This is a genomic window from Bradyrhizobium yuanmingense, from assembly GCF_025200905.1.
Classification (GTDB): domain Bacteria; phylum Pseudomonadota; class Alphaproteobacteria; order Rhizobiales; family Xanthobacteraceae; genus Bradyrhizobium; species Bradyrhizobium yuanmingense.
This window is the reverse complement of the sequence record NZ_CP104173.1, coordinates 4,020,836-4,038,400: the sequence shown is the minus strand read 5'-3', so window position 1 is coordinate 4,038,400 and position 17,565 is coordinate 4,020,836. Positions and strand designations below refer to the sequence as shown.

General features: G+C 64.1%; 18 protein-coding genes, 1 tRNA gene and 1 pseudogene. 13 read left to right on the top strand and 7 right to left on the bottom strand.

Annotated features, from left to right (window positions below; translation table 11 throughout):
- Positions 1 to 124: 124 nt before the first annotated feature.
- Together N2605_RS18965 and N2605_RS18960 are read right to left on the bottom strand one after the other, a co-directional pair.
- Complete coding sequence (locus tag N2605_RS18965) at positions 125 to 709, bottom strand: CoA-binding protein (protein WP_260342054.1); 585 nt, start codon at positions 707 to 709, stop codon at positions 125 to 127.
- A 26-nt stretch (positions 710 to 735) separates the two neighbouring features.
- A complete protein-coding gene (locus N2605_RS18960) occupies positions 736 to 1,560 on the bottom strand; it encodes an enoyl-CoA hydratase (protein WP_225130780.1) in 825 nt (274 codons plus the stop codon).
- Positions 1,561 to 1,644: 84 nt separating this feature from the next.
- Here N2605_RS18960 and N2605_RS18955 point away from each other — a divergent pair, with 84 nt between their 5' ends.
- The 6 genes from N2605_RS18955 to N2605_RS18930 all read left to right on the top strand — a co-directional run bounded on the left by N2605_RS18955 (position 1,645) and on the right by N2605_RS18930 (position 5,322).
- Positions 1,645 to 2,073, top strand: a complete 429-nt coding sequence (locus N2605_RS18955; RefSeq protein ID WP_036010317.1) for a PaaI family thioesterase — start codon at positions 1,645 to 1,647, stop codon at positions 2,071 to 2,073.
- Between the two features lie 158 nt (positions 2,074 to 2,231).
- Entirely contained in the window at positions 2,232 to 2,696 is a 465-nt protein-coding gene (rplM, locus tag N2605_RS18950) for a 50S ribosomal protein L13 (protein WP_018642440.1), read from the top strand.
- Between the two features lies 1 nt (position 2,697).
- The gene (gene rpsI, locus N2605_RS18945) at positions 2,698 to 3,177 is read left to right on the top strand and encodes a 30S ribosomal protein S9 (RefSeq protein WP_018642439.1); all 480 of its coding nucleotides are present in this window, start codon (positions 2,698 to 2,700) and stop codon (positions 3,175 to 3,177) included.
- Positions 3,178 to 3,406: 229 nt separating this feature from the next.
- The gene (locus N2605_RS18940; RefSeq protein ID WP_260342053.1) at positions 3,407 to 4,627 is read left to right on the top strand and encodes a GGDEF domain-containing protein; all 1,221 of its coding nucleotides are present in this window, start codon (positions 3,407 to 3,409) and stop codon (positions 4,625 to 4,627) included.
- A gap of 60 nt (positions 4,628 to 4,687) precedes the next feature.
- A complete protein-coding gene (locus N2605_RS18935) occupies positions 4,688 to 4,924 on the top strand; it encodes a hypothetical protein (RefSeq protein WP_036010312.1) in 237 nt (78 codons plus the stop codon).
- Between the two features lie 101 nt (positions 4,925 to 5,025).
- On the top strand, positions 5,026 to 5,322 hold the full coding sequence (locus tag N2605_RS18930; protein ID WP_025036647.1) for an antibiotic biosynthesis monooxygenase family protein: 297 nt from the start codon (positions 5,026 to 5,028) through the stop codon (positions 5,320 to 5,322).
- 82 nt (positions 5,323 to 5,404) lie between these two features.
- On the opposite strand, the gene N2605_RS18925 is transcribed toward N2605_RS18930, so the two are convergent.
- Positions 5,405 to 6,556, bottom strand: a complete 1,152-nt coding sequence (locus tag N2605_RS18925) for an AI-2E family transporter (protein ID WP_260342052.1) — start codon at positions 6,554 to 6,556, stop codon at positions 5,405 to 5,407.
- A gap of 359 nt (positions 6,557 to 6,915) precedes the next feature.
- On the opposite strand from N2605_RS18925, the gene N2605_RS18920 reads away from it, so the two are divergent.
- The 3 genes and pseudogenes from N2605_RS18920 (at position 6,916) to N2605_RS18910 (ending at position 9,171) form a co-directional block, all read left to right on the top strand.
- Positions 6,916 to 7,620, top strand: a complete 705-nt coding sequence (locus tag N2605_RS18920; RefSeq protein WP_109143560.1) for a hypothetical protein — start codon at positions 6,916 to 6,918, stop codon at positions 7,618 to 7,620.
- A gap of 90 nt (positions 7,621 to 7,710) precedes the next feature.
- Positions 7,711 to 8,484: a gamma-glutamyl-gamma-aminobutyrate hydrolase family protein gene (locus tag N2605_RS18915; protein WP_260342051.1), complete on the top strand. Its 774-nt coding sequence runs from the start codon at positions 7,711 to 7,713 to the stop codon at positions 8,482 to 8,484.
- A 152-nt stretch (positions 8,485 to 8,636) separates the two neighbouring features.
- Positions 8,637 to 9,171 (top strand): annotated as a pseudogene (locus tag N2605_RS18910) (REP-associated tyrosine transposase).
- Positions 9,172 to 9,405: 234 nt separating this feature from the next.
- Here the strand turns inward: N2605_RS18910 and N2605_RS18905 are convergent.
- Positions 9,406 to 9,636 carry a hypothetical protein gene (locus N2605_RS18905; RefSeq protein ID WP_036025386.1) on the bottom strand — a complete coding sequence of 77 codons (231 nt, stop codon included), beginning with the start codon at positions 9,634 to 9,636 and terminating at the stop codon, positions 9,406 to 9,408.
- A 190-nt stretch (positions 9,637 to 9,826) separates the two neighbouring features.
- On the opposite strand from N2605_RS18905, the gene N2605_RS18900 reads away from it, so the two are divergent.
- Together N2605_RS18900 and N2605_RS18895 are read left to right on the top strand one after the other, a co-directional pair.
- Entirely contained in the window at positions 9,827 to 11,209 is a 1,383-nt protein-coding gene (locus tag N2605_RS18900; RefSeq protein WP_260342050.1) for an NfeD family protein, read from the top strand.
- Positions 11,206 to 11,967, top strand: a complete 762-nt coding sequence (locus N2605_RS18895; protein WP_036025384.1) for a slipin family protein — start codon at positions 11,206 to 11,208, stop codon at positions 11,965 to 11,967. Before N2605_RS18900 ends, N2605_RS18895 begins: the two co-directional genes overlap by 4 nt.
- A gap of 156 nt (positions 11,968 to 12,123) precedes the next feature.
- On the opposite strand, the gene glnA is transcribed toward N2605_RS18895, so the two are convergent.
- Both glnA and N2605_RS18885 read right to left on the bottom strand, forming a co-directional pair.
- Positions 12,124 to 13,533, bottom strand: coding sequence for a type I glutamate--ammonia ligase (gene glnA, locus N2605_RS18890; protein WP_036010292.1), 1,410 nt, complete (start codon positions 13,531 to 13,533; stop codon positions 12,124 to 12,126).
- A gap of 153 nt (positions 13,534 to 13,686) precedes the next feature.
- A complete protein-coding gene (locus N2605_RS18885; RefSeq protein WP_007603495.1) occupies positions 13,687 to 14,025 on the bottom strand; it encodes a P-II family nitrogen regulator in 339 nt (112 codons plus the stop codon).
- Between the two features lie 381 nt (positions 14,026 to 14,406).
- Here N2605_RS18885 and N2605_RS18880 point away from each other — a divergent pair, with 381 nt between their 5' ends.
- Positions 14,407 to 15,906 (top strand): NAD(P)H-hydrate dehydratase, encoded by a 1,500-nt coding sequence (locus N2605_RS18880; RefSeq protein ID WP_225156941.1) that lies wholly within the window; start codon positions 14,407 to 14,409, stop codon positions 15,904 to 15,906.
- Between the two features lie 4 nt (positions 15,907 to 15,910).
- Here N2605_RS18880 and N2605_RS18875 read toward each other — a convergent pair whose 3' ends face one another.
- On the bottom strand, positions 15,911 to 17,212 hold the full coding sequence (locus tag N2605_RS18875) for a multicopper oxidase family protein (RefSeq protein ID WP_260342049.1): 1,302 nt from the start codon (positions 17,210 to 17,212) through the stop codon (positions 15,911 to 15,913).
- A 154-nt stretch (positions 17,213 to 17,366) separates the two neighbouring features.
- Here N2605_RS18875 and N2605_RS18870 point away from each other — a divergent pair.
- Positions 17,367 to 17,451, top strand: a tRNA-Leu gene (locus N2605_RS18870).
- Positions 17,452 to 17,565 lie beyond the last annotated feature (114 nt).

Below are 17,565 nucleotides of genomic sequence, written 5' to 3'. Positions count from 1 at the left end.
AATTCGCGCGGCATGCTGATCGGCGCCGTGCCCGCCGTCAAGGCGCGGCGTCACATCGGAATCATTTTGGGAACGATCGTGCTGCGCATTGTCGCGTTTGCGAAACGAAGCCTTCGCAATCGCGTCAGCTTTGCTCGCTCTTGTTCTTCGCAGCGCGATCCGATGCGGCGGTGTCGCCACCGCCGACACTCATCCGATTGAGGGACAGCCTCATGCCCTGCGTCGGCGCCGGCGCGCGCTTGGAGCTGAGCGTGCGCGAATTCACGCCCATCCAGGAGATTTCTGACGACAGGCGGCCATATTCGATCTTGGGGCAGCGGTTCATGACCACCTTGATCCCGACTGATTCCGCTTTCGCGGCCGCCGCATCGTCGCGCGCGCCGAGCTGCATCCAGATCACCTTCGGCAGCGGGTCGAGCGTGAGCGCCTCCTCGACGACGGGCATGATGTGGCTAGAGTTGCGGAAGATGTCGACCATGTCGACGGGGCGGCCGATATCCGACAGTGATGCGACGAACGGCTTTCCGAGCAGCTCCTTGCCGACATGGCCGGGATTGACCGGGATCATGTCGTAGCCGCGCTGCATCAGGTATTTGAACGCGAAATAGCTCGGCCGCACATTGACCGGCGAGGCCCCGACCATCGCGATGGATTTCACGCTGTTGAGGATGCCGCGGACGTAATTGTCGGGATAGGCGTCGTGGTTCATCACTTATCTTTTCTTGTTGGCGGGGGTCATTCATCCCGCCATGTCGGCGCGCGCTTCTCGATGAAGGCGCCGATGCCTTCCTCGGCGTCGCGCGCCATCATGTTCTCGGTCATCACCTCTGCGGCATAGCGATAGGCGTCTGCAAGGCTCATCTCGGCCTGGCGGTAGAAGGCCTCCTTGCCGAGCTTGATCGTGTAGGCGGATTTTAACGCGACCTGTTGCGCGAGCTCGATCGCGGCGCCGAGTTCGGTGCCGGCGGGAACGACACGGTTAACGAGCCCGATCTCGCGGGCGCGGTCGGCCGTGACAGGCTCGCCCGTCAGCAGCATCTCCATGGCCTGCTTGCGCGGGACGTTGCGCGACAGCGCCACCATCGGGGTCGAGCAGAACAGGCCGATATCGACGCCGGGTGTGGCGAACTTCGCCTCGTGCGATGCGATCGCAAGATCGCAGCTGGCGACGAGCTGGCAGCCGGCGGCGGTCGCGATGCCCTGGACGGCCGCGACCACGGGCTTCGGCAGATGCACGACCGCCTGCATCATCGCGCTGCAGGCCGTCATGATCTGCGCAAAATAAGCCCGACCCCGATCCGGATCGGTGCGGCGCGCGGTCAGTTCCTTTATGTCGTGGCCGGCGGAAAAAGCGGGGCCGTTGGCCGCGATGACGGCCGCGCGGATGTGCTTGTCTTCCGCGATTGCGTTTAGGCTCGCATGCAGCTGTCCGATCATCGCCTCGGAAAGGCTGTTGCGCGCGGCTGGTCGGTTCAGCGTGAGCACGGCGACGCTGCCGACGATCTCGCGCAGCAGGATCGGCGGTTGCGGGGTGGGGGCGCGGGCGGCCTGAACGGACATCGAAGCGTTTCCGTTGGATTATTGCATTTGAATGACGCAGCTAACTTAATGTAACAGGGCAAGTGAAGCGAGGGTGGGAATAGCATGGCGGCAGCGAAAATGAGCGTGGCGGAGCTCGAGCAGTTCCTCCGCCACGAGTTTCCCCAGGCCTTCAGCGGCGACGACATCACGATCGAAAGCGCGGACGGACAGACCTGCCTTCTGCGGCAGCGCTACAGCGAAAAGATGCTGCGACCGGGCGGCACCGTGTCCGGCCCGACGCTGATGGCCTTGGCCGATTTCGCCATGTACGTGGTGCTGCTGTCTGCCATCGGGCCGATCGGGCTCGCCGTGACCACCAATCTCAACATCAACTTCCTGCGCAAGGGCCAGCCCGGCCAGGACGTGCTGGCGGAGGCGCGACTGCTCAAGCTCGGCAAACGGTTGGCGGTCGGGGAGGTGAAGCTGCTGTCCGGCACCTCGCCGGATCCGATCGCTCATGTCACCTCGACCTATTCCATTCCAAATGTTTGAGGTTTTCGCGGGTATTATCGTACCATATTTTTAAGGCATTGATTTTACGTAACTAATTTCATCTCTGAGGCATTGACCGTTGCGCCGCTCTTCTCTAGAACCGCGCGCAGTCTGGTGCGGTGTTCGCGCCGATATCTCCCGTCCACGGAAACTCCGACATGAAAACCTTTTCGGCAAAGCCGGCTGAGGTGACGAAGAAGTGGGTGCTGATCGACGCCAAGGGTCTGGTCGTCGGCCGCCTCGCCACCATCGTCGCCATGCGCCTGCGCGGCAAGCACCTCCCGACCTACACCCCGCACGTCGATTGCGGCGACAACGTCATCATCATCAACGCGCAGCATGCGGTCCTCACCGGTCGCAAGCGCGAGCAGAAGACCTACTACAAGCACACCGGCTATGTCGGCCATGTCAAGGAGCGCACCGCGCGCCAGATCCTCGAGGGTCGTCATCCCGAGCGCGTGCTCGAGAAGGCCGTCGAGCGCATGATCCCGCGTGGTCCGCTCGGCCGCGTGCAGATGGGTAACCTCCGTGTCTACGGCGGCGCCGATCATCCGCACGAGGCGCAGCAGCCCGAGAAGATCGATATCGCCAAGTTGAACCGCAAGAACACGAGGGCCGCATAACATGGCCGAATCCATTCAGTCGCTCGACCAGCTCTCGCAGCTCAAGACGGCGGCCGCGCCCGAGGCGCCCAAGCACGAGAAGAAGGTCGACAAGTTCAACCGCGCTTACGCCACCGGCAAGCGCAAGGACGCGGTCGCCCGCGTCTGGATCAAGCCGGGCGCCGGCAAGGTCACCGTCAACTCGCGCGAGGTCGAGGTCTATTTCGCCCGTCCCGTGCTGCGCATGATGATCGAGCAGCCGTTCTCCGTGGCCCAGCGTTCGGGCCAGTACGACGTGATCTGCACCGTCGCCGGCGGCGGCCTGTCCGGCCAGGCCGGCGCGGTCCGTCACGGCATCTCCAAGGCGCTCACCTATTTCGAGCCGGAGCTGCGCTCCGTGCTCAAGAAGGGCGGCTTCCTCACCCGCGACTCGCGCGTGGTCGAGCGCAAGAAGTACGGCAAGGCCAAGGCCCGCCGGTCCTTCCAGTTCTCGAAGCGTTAATCGCTTTTGTCGCATTCGCCGCGAAAGCGGCTTCAATGAGATGCAAAAGGGCGCTGATTTCAGCGCCCTTTTTGTTGTTCGTTTGTATGCAAATTGATGGCGTGTTTCCCGAAAACTTAGGGACCGGCGAAAACCTGAATGGAACCGGCGAGACCTAGCGTTGCCTTCGGAAGGGCGCGCAAATCGGCTGGGCCGATCGCGTAACTGCTATGTTCTAGAGGGGGCCGACATGATGTCGCTCGATAGCATCACGCTCTATTTGGTCGCCACCATGGTCGCCGCACTGCTCGGCGCCATGATGGTGTTTTTCGGCAAGCAGGAGAACAGCCCGGCGCTGAAATGGTGGGGCACCGCCTATCTGCTCGGTGCCGCCTCCGTCGCGCTATGGACCGCGGCGGGCGACAGGCTGGGGCCGCACATTTACCTTGCACTGAACGCGGTCGGTTTCATCGCCTGCGGCATGGTCTGGAACGCGGCGCGCGTCTTCCACGGCCGCAACCCGAACTGGCCGGGGCTCGTGCTCGGCGCGCTCGCCTGGGTCGCTGCTGCGACGCTGCTCGATCCCGCTTCATCGATGCTGCGCATGCTCGTCGGTGCCGGCATCGTCTCGGTGTACGCGGCGCTGACTGCGAGCGAGCTCTGGACCGAACGGCGCAAGAGCGTGCAACGGCGCTGGCCCGCCTTCGTGATGCCGGTGATGCACGGCTGCGTGTTGATGCTGCCGATCCTGATCGGCAGCTTCCTGCGCCCGCATGATGCCGGCTTCTCCTCGAGCATCTGGGTCACCGTGTTCGCGGTCGAGCTCATACTCTATGCCGTCGGCACCGTGTTCGTCATCTTCATGCTGGTGTCGGAACGCACCGTCACCGCGCATCGGACTGCGGCATCGACCGATCCCTTGACCGGCATGCTCAACCGGCGCGGCTTCTCGGAGGCTTGTGCGCGCGTGATCGAGCGCGAGGCCAAGGCCGGGCGGCCGGTGACCGTGATGATCTTCGACATCGACCATTTCAAGTCGATCAACGACCGCTTCGGCCATCCCGCCGGCGACGAGATGCTGAAGCTGTTCTCCACCGTCGTGGTCAGCAATTTGCGCATCTCCGACCTGTCGGGACGCATCGGCGGCGAGGAGTTCGCCGCGCTATTGCCATGCTCACTGGAGGAGGGCGTGCTGGTCGCCGAGCGCGTGCGCGAGGCGTTCGAGACCTCCGGCGTCGTGGTCGACGAAGGTCCGGTCGATACCACCGTCAGCATCGGCGTTGCCGGAGGTCCGGCCGGCACCGAGCTGGAGGTGCTGCTGGCCTCGGCGGACACCGCGCTCTACCAGGCCAAGCGCGGCGGCCGCAACCGCGTCGAGGCGGCCGAGGAGCTGCCGCTGTCGCTGGAGAACTGGCGCCGCCAGAGCGCGGCGCGGACCGGCGCATCGCAGGCGCGTCCGGTCACCGCGTGAGCATGCAGGGCGGGCTTGCGGTAAATCTCTGTTTACCATTCGATCCCTACCATCGTGGTCATGGAATCGATCCGTCGACGGAATCCGCAAGCCGCCCTGATGTCGCTCGAAGCCGAAGCTGCCTCGGCCCGCGGCGGTTTCGCCTGTCTGTTCTCCACTGCGGACGAATACGAGAGCGCGCTGATCACCGAGCGTCGTGCGCAAGGCCGCTACACGCAGCAACGCAGCTACTGGCCGTTCGTGTTGTTCGCGGGTTGTGCGCTGATCGTCGCGGGCACGGTCCTGCTGTTCGCCTGACAGGCCTGCATTTCCAGACCGGGCAGGGCGCCGCTTCAGCGCCTTTTTCTTTGTCGCCATCTGCGGTAGACACGGCCATCAACAAAAAGGGTGGAAAGCCGATGATCACCGAGATCGCGCAAATTGACGTCAAGCCGGGCAGCGAGAAGGATTTTGAGGCCGCCGTTGCCAAGGCCAAGGCCGCTTTCGGCCGCTCCAAGGGCTTTCACGGCTTCGAGCTGCACAAGTCGATCGAGAAGCCGCAGCGTTACCGGCTGATGGTGAAATGGGCGACGCTGGAGAACCACACCGTGGACTTCCGCGGCTCGGAGAATTTCACCGAATGGCGCGGCCTGGTCGGCCAGTATTTTGCCGCGCCTCCCGAGGTCGAGCACACCGAGACCGTGCTGACGACCTGAGGCTTTATCTCGGGAGCATGATCTTATCGGAAAACCGCTCCACACTTTCCGCTAACGCGATCCTCCGGGTCCGGATCATGCTCTAGGCCGCCTCCGCGAGAGGCGACGCCTCGTAGGTCTTGACATGGTCGATCATGACCTTGGCGATCGCGACCAGCGGGAGCGCCAGCGCCAGGCCCCAGATGCCGAACACGACGCCCAGCAGGATCTGGAACGCGAACAGCGTGGCCGGCGGAATGTCGAGTGCTTGCCGCTGCAAAATCGGCGTCAGCACGTAGCTTTCCATGGCGTGCACGCCCATGAACAGCAGAAACGCCGACAAGGCGGGGATCCAGCCCGAGGCGAGGCTCGCCAGGACCACGATGACGCCGGCGATGATGGCTCCCACCGTGGGGATGAAGGCGAGCAGGCCCGCCTGGATTCCCAGGATGAACGCGCCGGGGATGCCGATGACGGCAAGTCCGATCCAGGTTACGACACCGACCGCGATCATGACGATGATCTGGGCGATCAGCCAGCGCTCGAGCGTTTCAGCGATACGGTCGATGACCAGGGCGACACGGGTACGGTGCCGCGCCGGTGCCAGGAACAGCAGGCCGTCATGATAGACGCTGGGCTGGGCGGCGAAGGCCAGGCCCAGGAACAGCACGATGAAGATGTTGCCGACGCCGTGGATGGTGCCGAGCAGCAGCTTGAGGGTCTGGCTCACGATCGCCCCGCCGCTGGAGGCGAGCGTGCCGGCACTGGGCAGTGGAGCGCGCGAGGGAGTTGCCGGCGCGGGCGTCGCCTCCGAGGACGCGTTGGCGGCGGGGTCCGAGGCAGCGTTGCCGAGATCGAAGAAGCTGGTGTCGATGCCGTGGCTCTCGAGCAGGGACCTGACATTGGTGATCTGCGACTTGATGGTCTTGCTCAGCAGCGAGGCCTGTTCGGCAATGGTGGCGCCGCCGAGATAGGCGATGCCCGCGAGCAGCAAAGCGAGCGCGACACAGACGATTGCAAGCCGGACCGTGTGAGGCAGCTGGACCCGGCGGCCGAGCGCATTGACCAGAGCATTGAGACCGAGGCCGAGCAGCATGCCGGTGAAGATCAGCAGCAGGGTGGCCGCAAAATACCAGGTGAAGGCGAGCAGCGCGGTGAACAGCACGACGCCGATGCCTCCGACCGCGATTGCCCAGGCCTGATCCCGCGCGAGGTCGGCACGGGAGCGGGATCGTTCATTTGCGGGAAAGGTCACATCGTATCCTGTCTTTGGTGGCTGCAATGGGGGCACTCTTTCGACAATCACGCTTCCGATCAAGAGCAGGGCTATCGCAGATCACTTTTGGCGGCGGCCTGCGCGCACGCCTCGTCCTTCGAGACGGCGCTTACGCGCCTCCTCAGGATGAGGCTAATCTGGATCAGTGCCTGTTGAAACTGTAGCCACGCACTCCGCCCTCATCCTGAGGAGCCCGCCTAAAGCGGGCGCCTCGAAGGATGACTGCAGGGAAAAGCCCCCTCAAATGCGATAGCCCCGAGATCAAGAGCGGCAACGCGCCGGTTTGACGCTGCCGCGCGAACGGTGCAGAGCGGTGGCGAAAAGGAAGTGAGGGGCGCTTGGGCGTTATCAGCAAGTGGGCCGGTCTGCTCGGGCTGTTGGCTTTGCTCGTAGGCGGCGACCAGATCCGGATCAACCGGCCGGACCACAAATACCGCCTAACGGTCGAGGTGACGACGCCCGCCGGGATCAAGACCGGGTCGGCCATTCTCGCTGTCGTGCCCGATCGCAACTATAACCGCAGCGGCCGCACCACGACGCGCGGGGAGGCCGTGTTCGTCGATCTCGGCCAAGGCAAGAACATCGTGGTCTTGCTGGCGCACCAGCAGGGCGCCAAGCTCGACCTCGACGACATCAACTATGTGGCGCTCCGCGCCTATGGCGCCGCGCGCGGCAGCCGGGTGTCGTTCAAGGACATGAGCCGGCAGACCGGCATTGTCCCGGTGCAAGGAGAGCTCATCCCCGTGCTCGTGAGCTTTGGCGATCTCAGGGATCCCAACACCGCGCGCCTTGTCGCCAGCGACAAGGCAGAGGCAATCCTGGGCGAGGGCTATGCGATCCGCGGCTTCTCCGCCGAGGTGGTGCCCAACGGGTTCTGGCCGATCGACTTCGGAGGCGTGCTCGGGGAGCCCGTGACGCGCGGAATCGAGGCCAAGCTTCCCTGGCTGACCGCGCCGGGCGAGACAGCGGCAATTGCGCTGAGGGCCGCGGGTCTGCCCGTGGAGGGCGGGTTGGACGCCCGGGAGGCATTTGCGCGAAAATAGCATTGCCGTCCCGCGATCCCCTCTGTTGAATTTGTTCCATCGGAGGGGCATCTTTGGGGAATCTTCTTATCGGGAGGCGCGGAACGACAGATGAGAAAGCCGGTCGTCGGCGTGATCGGGAATTCCTATCGCGTCGAGAATCGATTTCAGGTCCAGATGGTTGGCGAGCGAAACCTGCGCGCCGTGGCCGAAGTCTCCGGCGGCTTGCCGTTGATGTTCGCTGGAGCCCCCGACATCACGGATATCCCGGCGCTGCTCGATACCGTCGACGGCATCATCCTCACAGGGGCCCGGGCCAACGTTCACCCGACCCGCTTCAACGTCGATCCCTGCGAGAAGCACGAGCCGTACGACATCCACCGCGACGAGGTCGCGCTGGCCCTTTCGGTCGCCTGCGTCGCCCGCGGCATTCCGCTGTTCGGCATTTGCCGCGGCCTGCAGGAGATGAACGTCGCCTTCGGCGGCTCGCTGCATCCCGAGATCCGCGAGATCCCCGGCCGCATGAACCACCGCATGCCCCGGCTCGAGAACGGCGAGATCCATCCCGATCCGACCGTGGTGTTCGCCGACCGTCACGACGTCGAGCTGACGCCCGGCGGCGCCTTCGCCACGATCCTCGGCTGCGAGAAGATCCGGGTCAATTCGCTGCACGGACAGGGCATTCTCGATCCCGGCAAGCGCGTGCTGATCGAAGGCATCGCCGAGGACGGCACCATCGAGGCGATCCGCATCGCGGAAGCCCCGAGCTTTGCCCTCGGCGTGCAATGGCACGCGGAGTACGACCCGCAGCACAATCCGATCAACCGCAAGCTGTTCGAGGCCTTCGGCGAGGCGCTGGTGACAAGGCAGAAGGCGGGGGCGTAGCCGCGGTCGTGTCCCGGACCAGCTGCAACGCGGAGCGTTGCCGCGCAGAGCCGGGAATCCAGCTTCTGCCACGTTGCGCACTCGGCTTGGACTGAGTAGGGCGGATTAGCCGAAGGCGTAATCCGCCATCTTTAGTTCATGGGGCAGCTGCAATGCCGAACTATCGCCGTGCATTTGTTCCAGGTGGCTGCTGGTTCTTCACGGTCAATCTTCATGATCGTAGGCAGCGGCTGCTCGTCGAGCACATCGCAGCGCTGCGCGCGGCCCTTGCAGCGACCCGTCGGGACTATTCGTTCACTATCGATGCGTTTGTCGTGCTTCCGGACCACCTTCATGCGGTCTGGACGCTTCCCCGCGGCGATGCCGACTTTTCGATGCGGTGGAGATTGATCAAAATGCGCTTCGCGAAGTCCCTGCCGAAGACAGAGCCTTTAACCGCTGTACAGATCGCAAGACGGGAGCGTGGCGTATGGCAGAACCGGTTCTGGGAGCACCTCATCCGCGACGAAACCCGACTATGCACGCCATATCGAGTATTGCTACATCAACCCAGTCAAGCACGGATATGTGACCCGCGTGTTGGATTGGCCGCATTCGTCATTTCACCGAGATGTCGAGGCCGGACTGTTTCCGGCGGATTGGGCAGGAGATAGCAACGCGGATGGTAACTTTGGCGAACGTGCGTGAGCGTCGCACGCAGTAGGCGGATTACGCCTTCGGCTAATCCGCCCTACGAGGACTGTTTATCCAAGGTGCATCCCGAATTTCCGACGGAGTAAACCAATCAGTAGGAATTGCTCCGTCCTGGTTTTTGCGGCTCTGATTTGTTCTTCGAGAACGAATTGGAGTCAGATGCAGAACGAAAGCTGATGGCCGCTCCGTGGCGCAAAATTTCTCTACCGTGTTGAATCGTAGATGCGCTCAGGCTGTGCCCAGCGAGAGCGCCGCGACCGGACTGCGTCCATCGGTCATGCCACCGGCATCAGCCTCACACCGCCCGCTCCATCCGTCGCGCACGATAGGATTGCGTGACATCAGTGTCAGCTTGCGGAAGCTGCTCTCATCCTCATAGCCGGCAGCGCGCGCGATCGTCTTGATCGGCTGCGTCGTCGATTCCAGCGGGGTGCGCGCGTGCTCGACACGGCTGCGCATGATGAAGGATTGCGGCGGCTCGTGCGTGAGTCCTGGAATTTTCGGTTCAACGTACGCTCGCCGAGGCCGAGCGCGTCGGCAATCCTGCATGGGCATTCCCATTGCGTTGCACAATCGCAATGTTGATCTCCACGCGCAGCATTGAGGTTCATGAGAACAATACCATATGCTCTGCAAGGGAGCCCGTGCCGTGCAGACCATGAAGGCGGCCCTCGTTGCGGCGATCACCGTCGTGGCTTTGAGTTGCTGCCTCCTTCCCAGCTCAGCGGAGGAGAGCAAGCGCGTAGCCCTTGTTGTTTCGATCGACGGGGCGATTGGCCCGGCGTCAGCCAGCTACGTCCGGGAGGCTTTGGCCATGGCGAGCGAACGGCGCGCCGAGGTCGTGCTTCTGAGGATGAACACGCCCGGCGGGCTCAATTCCAGCATGCGCGAGATCATCGCTGATGTGCTCGCCTCGCACGTCCCTGTCATTGGCTACGTCGCTCCCTCCGGGGCCCACGCGGCGAGTGCGGGGACCTATATCCTTTACGCGACCCACATCGCGGCGATGGCACCAGGTACCAACATCGGTGCGGCGACGCCGGTCCAGATTGGCGGACCGCTGCCGGGCCTGCCGAGCGGCACACCCGACAAGGATGGCAAAGACAAGAAGGATGAGCCGAAGGACGCGATGACGGCGAAGGCCACGAACGATGCCGTCGCCTTCATCCGAAGCCTCGCCGAGCTGCGCAACCGCAATGCGGAGTGGGCGGAGAGGGCGGTCCGCGAGGCCGCAACACTCTCCGCCAACGGCGCGCTGGAGGCACATGCCATCGATCTCGTCGCGCGCGATCAGGCTGAATTGCTGCGGCAGGTTGATGGCCGTGTGGTGGAGCTCGCAGGCGGCAAGACGCAACGCCTCGCAACAAAGGATGCTGTCGTCGAAGCCATCGAGCCCGGACAGATATCCCGGTTCCTGGCGGTCATCACCAACCCGAACGTGGCGTTCATTCTCCTGATGGTCGGCATCTACGGCCTGATCTTCGAGTTCATGTCTCCCGGAGCCGTCGCCCCCGGAGTTATCGGCGCGATATGTCTGCTGATCGGCCTCTATGCGCTCAATTTGCTGCCGATCAACTATGCCGGCCTCGCCCTGATGCTGGTGGGACTCGTGCTTCTCACCGTCGAAGCCTTCAACCCGACCGTGGTGGTCGGCTTCGGCGGGATCATCTCTTTCGTGCTGGGAGCAATGATGCTCTTCAGGAGCGAGGCGCCTGGATACCAACTGTCCTGGTGGGTGATCGGCACCACTGCGGTCGTGTTCAGCGGTTTTGTTCTGATCGTGCTTGGCTCACTTCGGCGCGTCCGCAAAGCTCCTGCGCTGGTCGGCGCACAGGCCATGCGCGGCTTGCCCGCCGAGGTTCTCGACTGGAACGGGAACGAAGGTCATGTCTTCGCCCATGGTGAGCGCTGGCAGGCGCGCGGCGCCGAAACCTTCAAGCCCGGAGAGACGGTAGAGGTCGCCAATGTCGTCGACCTGACGCTGCTGATACGCCGCACACCCGCTCGGACAGGCGAGGGAGGTACATCATGACGCTGGAATATCTGACGTATGCGGCGCTTGCGCTGCTTGTCATCGTGTTTCTATCCCAGGCCATTCGAATCCTGCGCGAATACGAGCGCGGCGTCGTCTTCACGCTCGGCCGCTTTACCGGTGTGAAGGGCCCGGGCCTGATACTCCTCATCCCGATCGTGCAGCAACTCGTCAAGGTCGATCTGCGGGTGATGGTGCAGGTGGTGCCGCCGCAGGACGTGATTTCGCGGGACAACGTCTCCGTCAAGGTCAACGCCGTCCTGTACTTCCGCATCGTCGACCCCGAGCGCGCCATCATCAAGGTCGGCGACTACATGGCGGCGACCAGCCAGCTCGCCCAGACCACGTTGCGTTCGGTGCTCGGCAAGCATGAGCTCGACGAGATGCTTGCCGAGCGCGACAGGTTGAACGCCGATATCCAGGAGATCCTCGACAAGCAGACTGACGTCTGGGGCATCAAGGTCACCGGCATAGAGATCAAGGACGTCGATATCAACGAAACCATGGTTCGCGCGATCGCCAAACAGGCCGAGGCGGAGCGCTTGCGGCGAGCCAAGGTGATCAATGCGATGGGCGAGCAGCAGGCCGCCGAAAAGCTCGTCGAAGCCGGCCGGATCCTGGCGCAAGAGCCTCAGGCAATGCAGCTGCGTTACTTCGCAGCTCTGCACGACATCGCCGGTGAACGCTCGTCAACCGTGGTGTTTCCGCTCCCCACCGGCCTGCTCGACCATTTGATGCCGCGACCAAACAACCCGTAACAGAAGGCGGCGAGGTGCTGATCGCGAGCGGGCGCCACGGCTCCGACCGAGCTGCAGCGGGCGTTCACGGCGACGTGGTAGCTGTCGAGCCTCCTCAAACGAAAAGGCGCCTCCTTCCGGAAGCGCCTTTTGCTTGTCGCGGATAGTTCGGACCGCTTAGCCCGAATAGTACATGTCGAACTCGACCGGGTGCGGGGTCATCTCGAAGCGCTCGACCTCGGTCATCTTCAGCTCGATATAGGCGTCGATGAAGTCGTCGTCGAACACGCCGCCGGCCTTGAGGAAGGCGCGGTCCTTGTCGAGGTTTTCGAGCGCCTCGCGAAGCGAGCCGCACACGGTCGGGATCTGCTTCAGCTCTTCCTTCGGCAAATCGTAGAGGTCCTTGTCCATCGCCGGACCCGGATCCATCTTGTTCTTGATGCCGTCGAGGCCGGCCATCAGCATCGCGGCGAAGCCGAGATAGGGATTGGCGAGCGGATCGGGGAAGCGCACCTCGACGCGCTTGGCCTTCGGCGACGCGGTGTAGGGGATGCGGCACGACGCCGAGCGGTTGCGCGCGGAATAGGCGAGCAGCACGGGGGCCTCATAGCCCGGGACCAGACGCTTGTAGGAGTTGGTCGACGGGTTGGTGAAGGCGTTGATCGCCTTGGCGTGCTTGATGATGCCGCCGATATAGTGGAGGCAGGTCTCCGACAGGTCGGCGTATTTGTTGCCGGCAAACACCGGCTTGCCGTCCTTCCAGATCGACTGGTGCACGTGCATGCCCGAGCCGTTGTCGCCGTAGACCGGCTTCGGCATGAAGGTGGCGGTCTTGCCGTAGATGTGCGCGACCTGGTGGATGCAGTATTTGTAGATCTGGATGTGGTCGGCCATCAGCGTCAGCGTGTCGAACTTCATGCCGAGCTCGTGCTGGGCGGAAGCGACCTCGTGGTGATGCTTCTCGACCTTGACGCCCATCTTGGCCATGGCGCCCAGCATCTCCGAGCGCATGTCCTGCACCGAGTCCTGCGGCGGCACCGGGAAATAGCCGCCCTTGGTGCGGACGCGGTGGCCGAGATTGCCGCCTTCATATTCGGTGTCGGAGTTGGTCGGCAGCTCCGAGGAGTCGAGGCGGAAACCGGTGTTGTAGGGGGTGGAGGAGAAGCGCACGTCGTCGAACACGAAGAACTCGGCTTCGGGGCCGACGAACACGGCGTCGCCCACGCCCATCGACTTCACCATCGCCTCGGCCTTCTTGGCGATGCCGCGGGGGTCGCGGTTGTAGGGCTCGCCGGTGGTCGGCTCGAGCACGTCGCAGGTGATGACCATGGTGGTCTCGGCGAAGAACGGGTCGATCGTCGCGGTCACCGGATCGGGCATCAGGCACATGTCGGACTCGTTGATCGCCTTCCAGCCGGCAATCGAGGAGCCGTCGAACATCGTCCCTTCGGCGAAGATGTCTTCATCGATCATGCTGACGTCGAACGTGACGTGCTGCCACTTGCCGCGCGGATCGGTGAAGCGCAGGTCGACGTACTTCACGTCGTTGTCCTTGATCGATTTCAGGACGTCTTTGGCGGTCTTCATGCATACCCCTTATGGCTCTGCGGGTCGGTTTCCAGGTGAGCAAGATTGTTCTCGCTTTTGGCGAGTTCGCGCGCGACCGCACAAACGAAATCAGGCCGCCGAAGCAGCCTTATTTCTTGTCAGAGTGTCGCAAAATGCGGGATAGCACCCGGTTCAGATAGCGTCCAGCCCGGATTCGCCGGTTCGGATGCGGATCGCCTCTTCGATGTTGGAGACGAAAATCTTGCCGTCGCCGATGCGGCCGGTCTGCGCGGCGCGGCGGATCGCGTCGATGGCGCGCTCGACCAGATCGTCGCCGATCACGATCTCGATTTTGACCTTCGGCAGGAAGTCGACGATGTATTCTGCGCCGCGGTAAAGTTCGGCGTGACCCTTCTGCCGGCCAAAGCCCTTGGCCTCGGTGACGGTGATGCCCTGCAGACCGACTTCTTGAAGCGCTTCCTTCACCTCGTCGAGCTTGAATGGCTTGATGATGGCTTCGATTTTCTTCACTGCGCGACTCCCGGCCTTTCGATCCAATAGCAACGTCTTCGTCAGGACGCGCATTTCTCAACGCACGATCTTGTCTTCTCTGTGCCGGGATCCCTGACCCGTCCGGCAACAACGGCCGGCCACGCCCTTCAAGATGTCAGTGAGCACGACGAACCGAAGCGGCTTCCTCGAAAGCAGGGTCTATGCCAAGTTGCAAATGCCCTGATTATCGGAGCGTTATCAGCCTTTTAACGAGCATCTCTGAGTGATGGTGCCGACCTGCACAAAATACCGAAGACCGCAAAATAGGCAAACGGTTCAATATATGTGCATTTCGACGTTCCCACCGCCGGATCGGCGCAAAAGATGCCTGTTCAAGAGGCGTTTGTACTAGGAAGTGGCATGGAAGTTCTGACCAACGCCGAAATGCAGCGCGCCGACCAGCTTGCCATCGCGGCCGGCACGCCCGGTTTCAAGCTGATGCTCAGCGCCGGCCAGGCGGTCGCCGAGGCCGCCCATGCGCTGGTGGAGGAGGGGCCGATCCTGATCGTCGCCGGCCCCGGCAACAATGGCGGGGACGGTTTCGTGGCCGCGGCCGAGCTCGCCGCGCAGGGGCGCGAGGTTTCGGTGATCCTGATGTGCGAGCGGGACCAGCTCCAGGGCGATGCCGCCTCGGCCGCGCGCGGCTGGAAGCACCCGGTGCTGCCGTTCAACCCGCAGGCGATCGGCAGGCCTGCGCTGATCATCGATGCGCTGTTCGGCGCCGGCCTCAGCCGCACCGTGGATGGCGAAGCGCGCGCCATGATCGAGGCGATCAACGCCAACGGTGCCCCGGTGCTGGCGGTCGACCTGCCGAGCGGCATCAACGGCACCAGCGCGGCCGTGATGGGCGTGGCGGTGAACGCCACCGAGACCGTCACCTTCTTCCGCAAGAAGCCGGCGCATCTGCTGTTGCCCGGGCGCATGCATTGCGGCCGCGTGCGCGTTGCCGACATCGGCATCGATGCGCAGGTGCTGGAGGAGATCGCGCCGCAGACCTTCGAGAACGATCCGGATCTCTGGGGCGCGGCCTTTCCGGTGCCGCGCATCGATGGCCACAAATATGCGCGCGGTCACGTGCTCGCGGTCTCGGGCGATGCAGCCGCGACCGGCGCGGCACGGCTCGCCGCGCGCGGCGCGCTGCGCGCCGGCGCGGGCCTCGTGACGCTGGCGAGCCCGCGCGATGCGCTCGCAATCAATGCTGCCGCGCTCACCGCGGTGATGGTTCGCCCCGTCGACAGCGCGATCGAGTTCGGCGAGCTGCTCGGCGACAAACGCTACAACACCTGCATCATCGGCCCCGGTGCGGGCATCGGTGAGCGCACCTGCGATCTCGTCCACACCGCGCTTACCGCGCAGCGGCATCTGGTGCTCGATGCGGATGCGCTGACCAGCTTTGCCGCAACCCCCGAGCGCCTGTTCGAATCGATCAAGTCCTCGCAGGACAATGCGGTGGTGCTGACCCCGCACGAAGGCGAGTTTCCGCGCCTGTTCTCCGACCTCAGCAACAAGCATCCCGGCCGCTCCAAGCTCGAGCGCGTCCGCGCCGCCGCCGAGCGCTGCGGCGCCGTCGTGCTGCTGAAGGGCCCGGACACCACAATCGCCGCCCCCGACGGCCGCGCCACCATCGCCGCCAATGCGCCGCCCTGGCTCGCCACGGCCGGCGCCGGCGACGTGCTGTCCGGGATCATCGCCGGGCTCCTGGCGCAAGGCGTGCCGGCGTTCGAGGCCGCCAGCATCGGCGTCTGGATGCATGGCGAGGCGGGAAGCGAAGCTGGGCCGGGCCTGATCGCGGAGGATCTGACCGAGACGCTGCCGGCCGTGCACCGGCGGATCTATGACGCGCTGGGCATCGAATACTGAACGTTCACTCAACCCCGTACCAGCGCACCAGCCGCGGCGCGGCCCAGTCGGTCACGACGGATTCGATCAGCCAACGTCCGGGCGAGGTCGCGGCGAACGCGATGCGCTGGGTCTGGCCAGGCTCGATCGCGAGCGTGTCGAGCCAATAGGGCTTCCAGCCGTCGTCGAGCTTGTCGAGCAGCCGGAAATGGTGGCCGTGCAGGTGAAACACGGTGGTGACCGGGGCGGGGTTCTGCAGCGCCAGGACCACAGTGCGGCCGGTCTTGGCGCGGAAGGCAGGGGCGGAGGCGGTGGAGAAGGTCGCGGGCCGTGCCCAGCCGGCATCGGCCGTACCGAGCGCGACATCGAACCGCAGGGCGCCTCTCAGCTCGAGCTTCTCGGGCAGATCATTCGGCGGGAGCGGTTGGGGCGGCGGCAGCGGAGCGCGCTCCAGCTTCCCGGAGACAGTCAGGTGTCCGACCTGGCGCACCGCCTTGCCGTCATGCAGCATAAACGGGGCCGAACTGGCCGCATCCACGAAGGCGTCGGCCCGCGCACCCGGGGCCAGCACCAACGCGCCGTTGCGCGCGGGGAACGGCTCGGCCGGCTGGCCGTCGAGGGCCATCACGCGGACTTCGTGGTTTTCCAATTTGATTGCGAGAACAGAGCGTTGCGAGCCGTTGATGAAGCGTAGCCGCAGCCGCTCGCCCGCCGAAGCTGAGAGTTCGAATGAAGTCTTGCCGTTGATTGTGTAAAGCGGCGTCGTGTCCTTCGGGTCCTGGCCCGGCGGGACCGCGGTGCCATCCGGCCGCAGGCGCCATTCCTGGATCAGCAGGAGCTCATCACGATCGACGGCGACCGGGCCGGTTTCGGCCACGATGATCGGAAGCGCGCGTGCGGGCTGCTGCAGGCGGTGCTCGAAGAGGCGGAAGTCGGCCAGCAGGGTGCCTGCATTAGGCACTGAAATAATTGATGTTTCTGTCGCATCCGGCGCTGCCGGGGCGCGGCCGCGAAGCGGGTCGGCGGCCATCGGCGCGTGGAGGCTGTACCAGACTGGCGCAATCGGCACAGGGAGGTTGTTGCTGAAGACCACCTGGCAGCGGTCGAAACGCTTGAGACGCACGTCTCTGAGGTGGCTTACGGCGGCCAGCTCCCAGATTGGTGTAGCCGGCTGACCCGGTCTCAAAGCCAGCGTTGCCGGTCTCGCCTGCAGCGCGAGCTGGGCCGTGACGGATGGGCCTGCACCGCCCACGATCAGCCCGGCTGCCGAGGCCCCTAAGCCGGCCAAAACCTCGCGCCGATGGGGAGCATGGATCCGCGTTGTCATGGCACGATCCGGACCACGCCGTGCTGGATAAGTCCAGCCGCAGTGCCTACTTGAAGCTTGCCTCCATCAGGCCATTTTTTTGCTGCGAACAGTCAGGCACATGCTATAAGCCCGGCCGCCCGCGGCATCGCGGCCGGTCTTGATGCGAATTCACGCGGGCGTGGCGGAACTGGTAGACGCGCTGGATTTAGGTTCCAGTGACGAAAGTTGTGGGGGTTCGAGTCCCTCCGCCCGCACCAAGCGCTTATCGCGTTTGCACGGATTACGAGGCCTGCTTCCGCGCGGATGATCATCCGCCTGGAGCGGGTCCGATGAACCACCGGCGTGAAGGCGTTTGCCTCGCGCCGGATCGA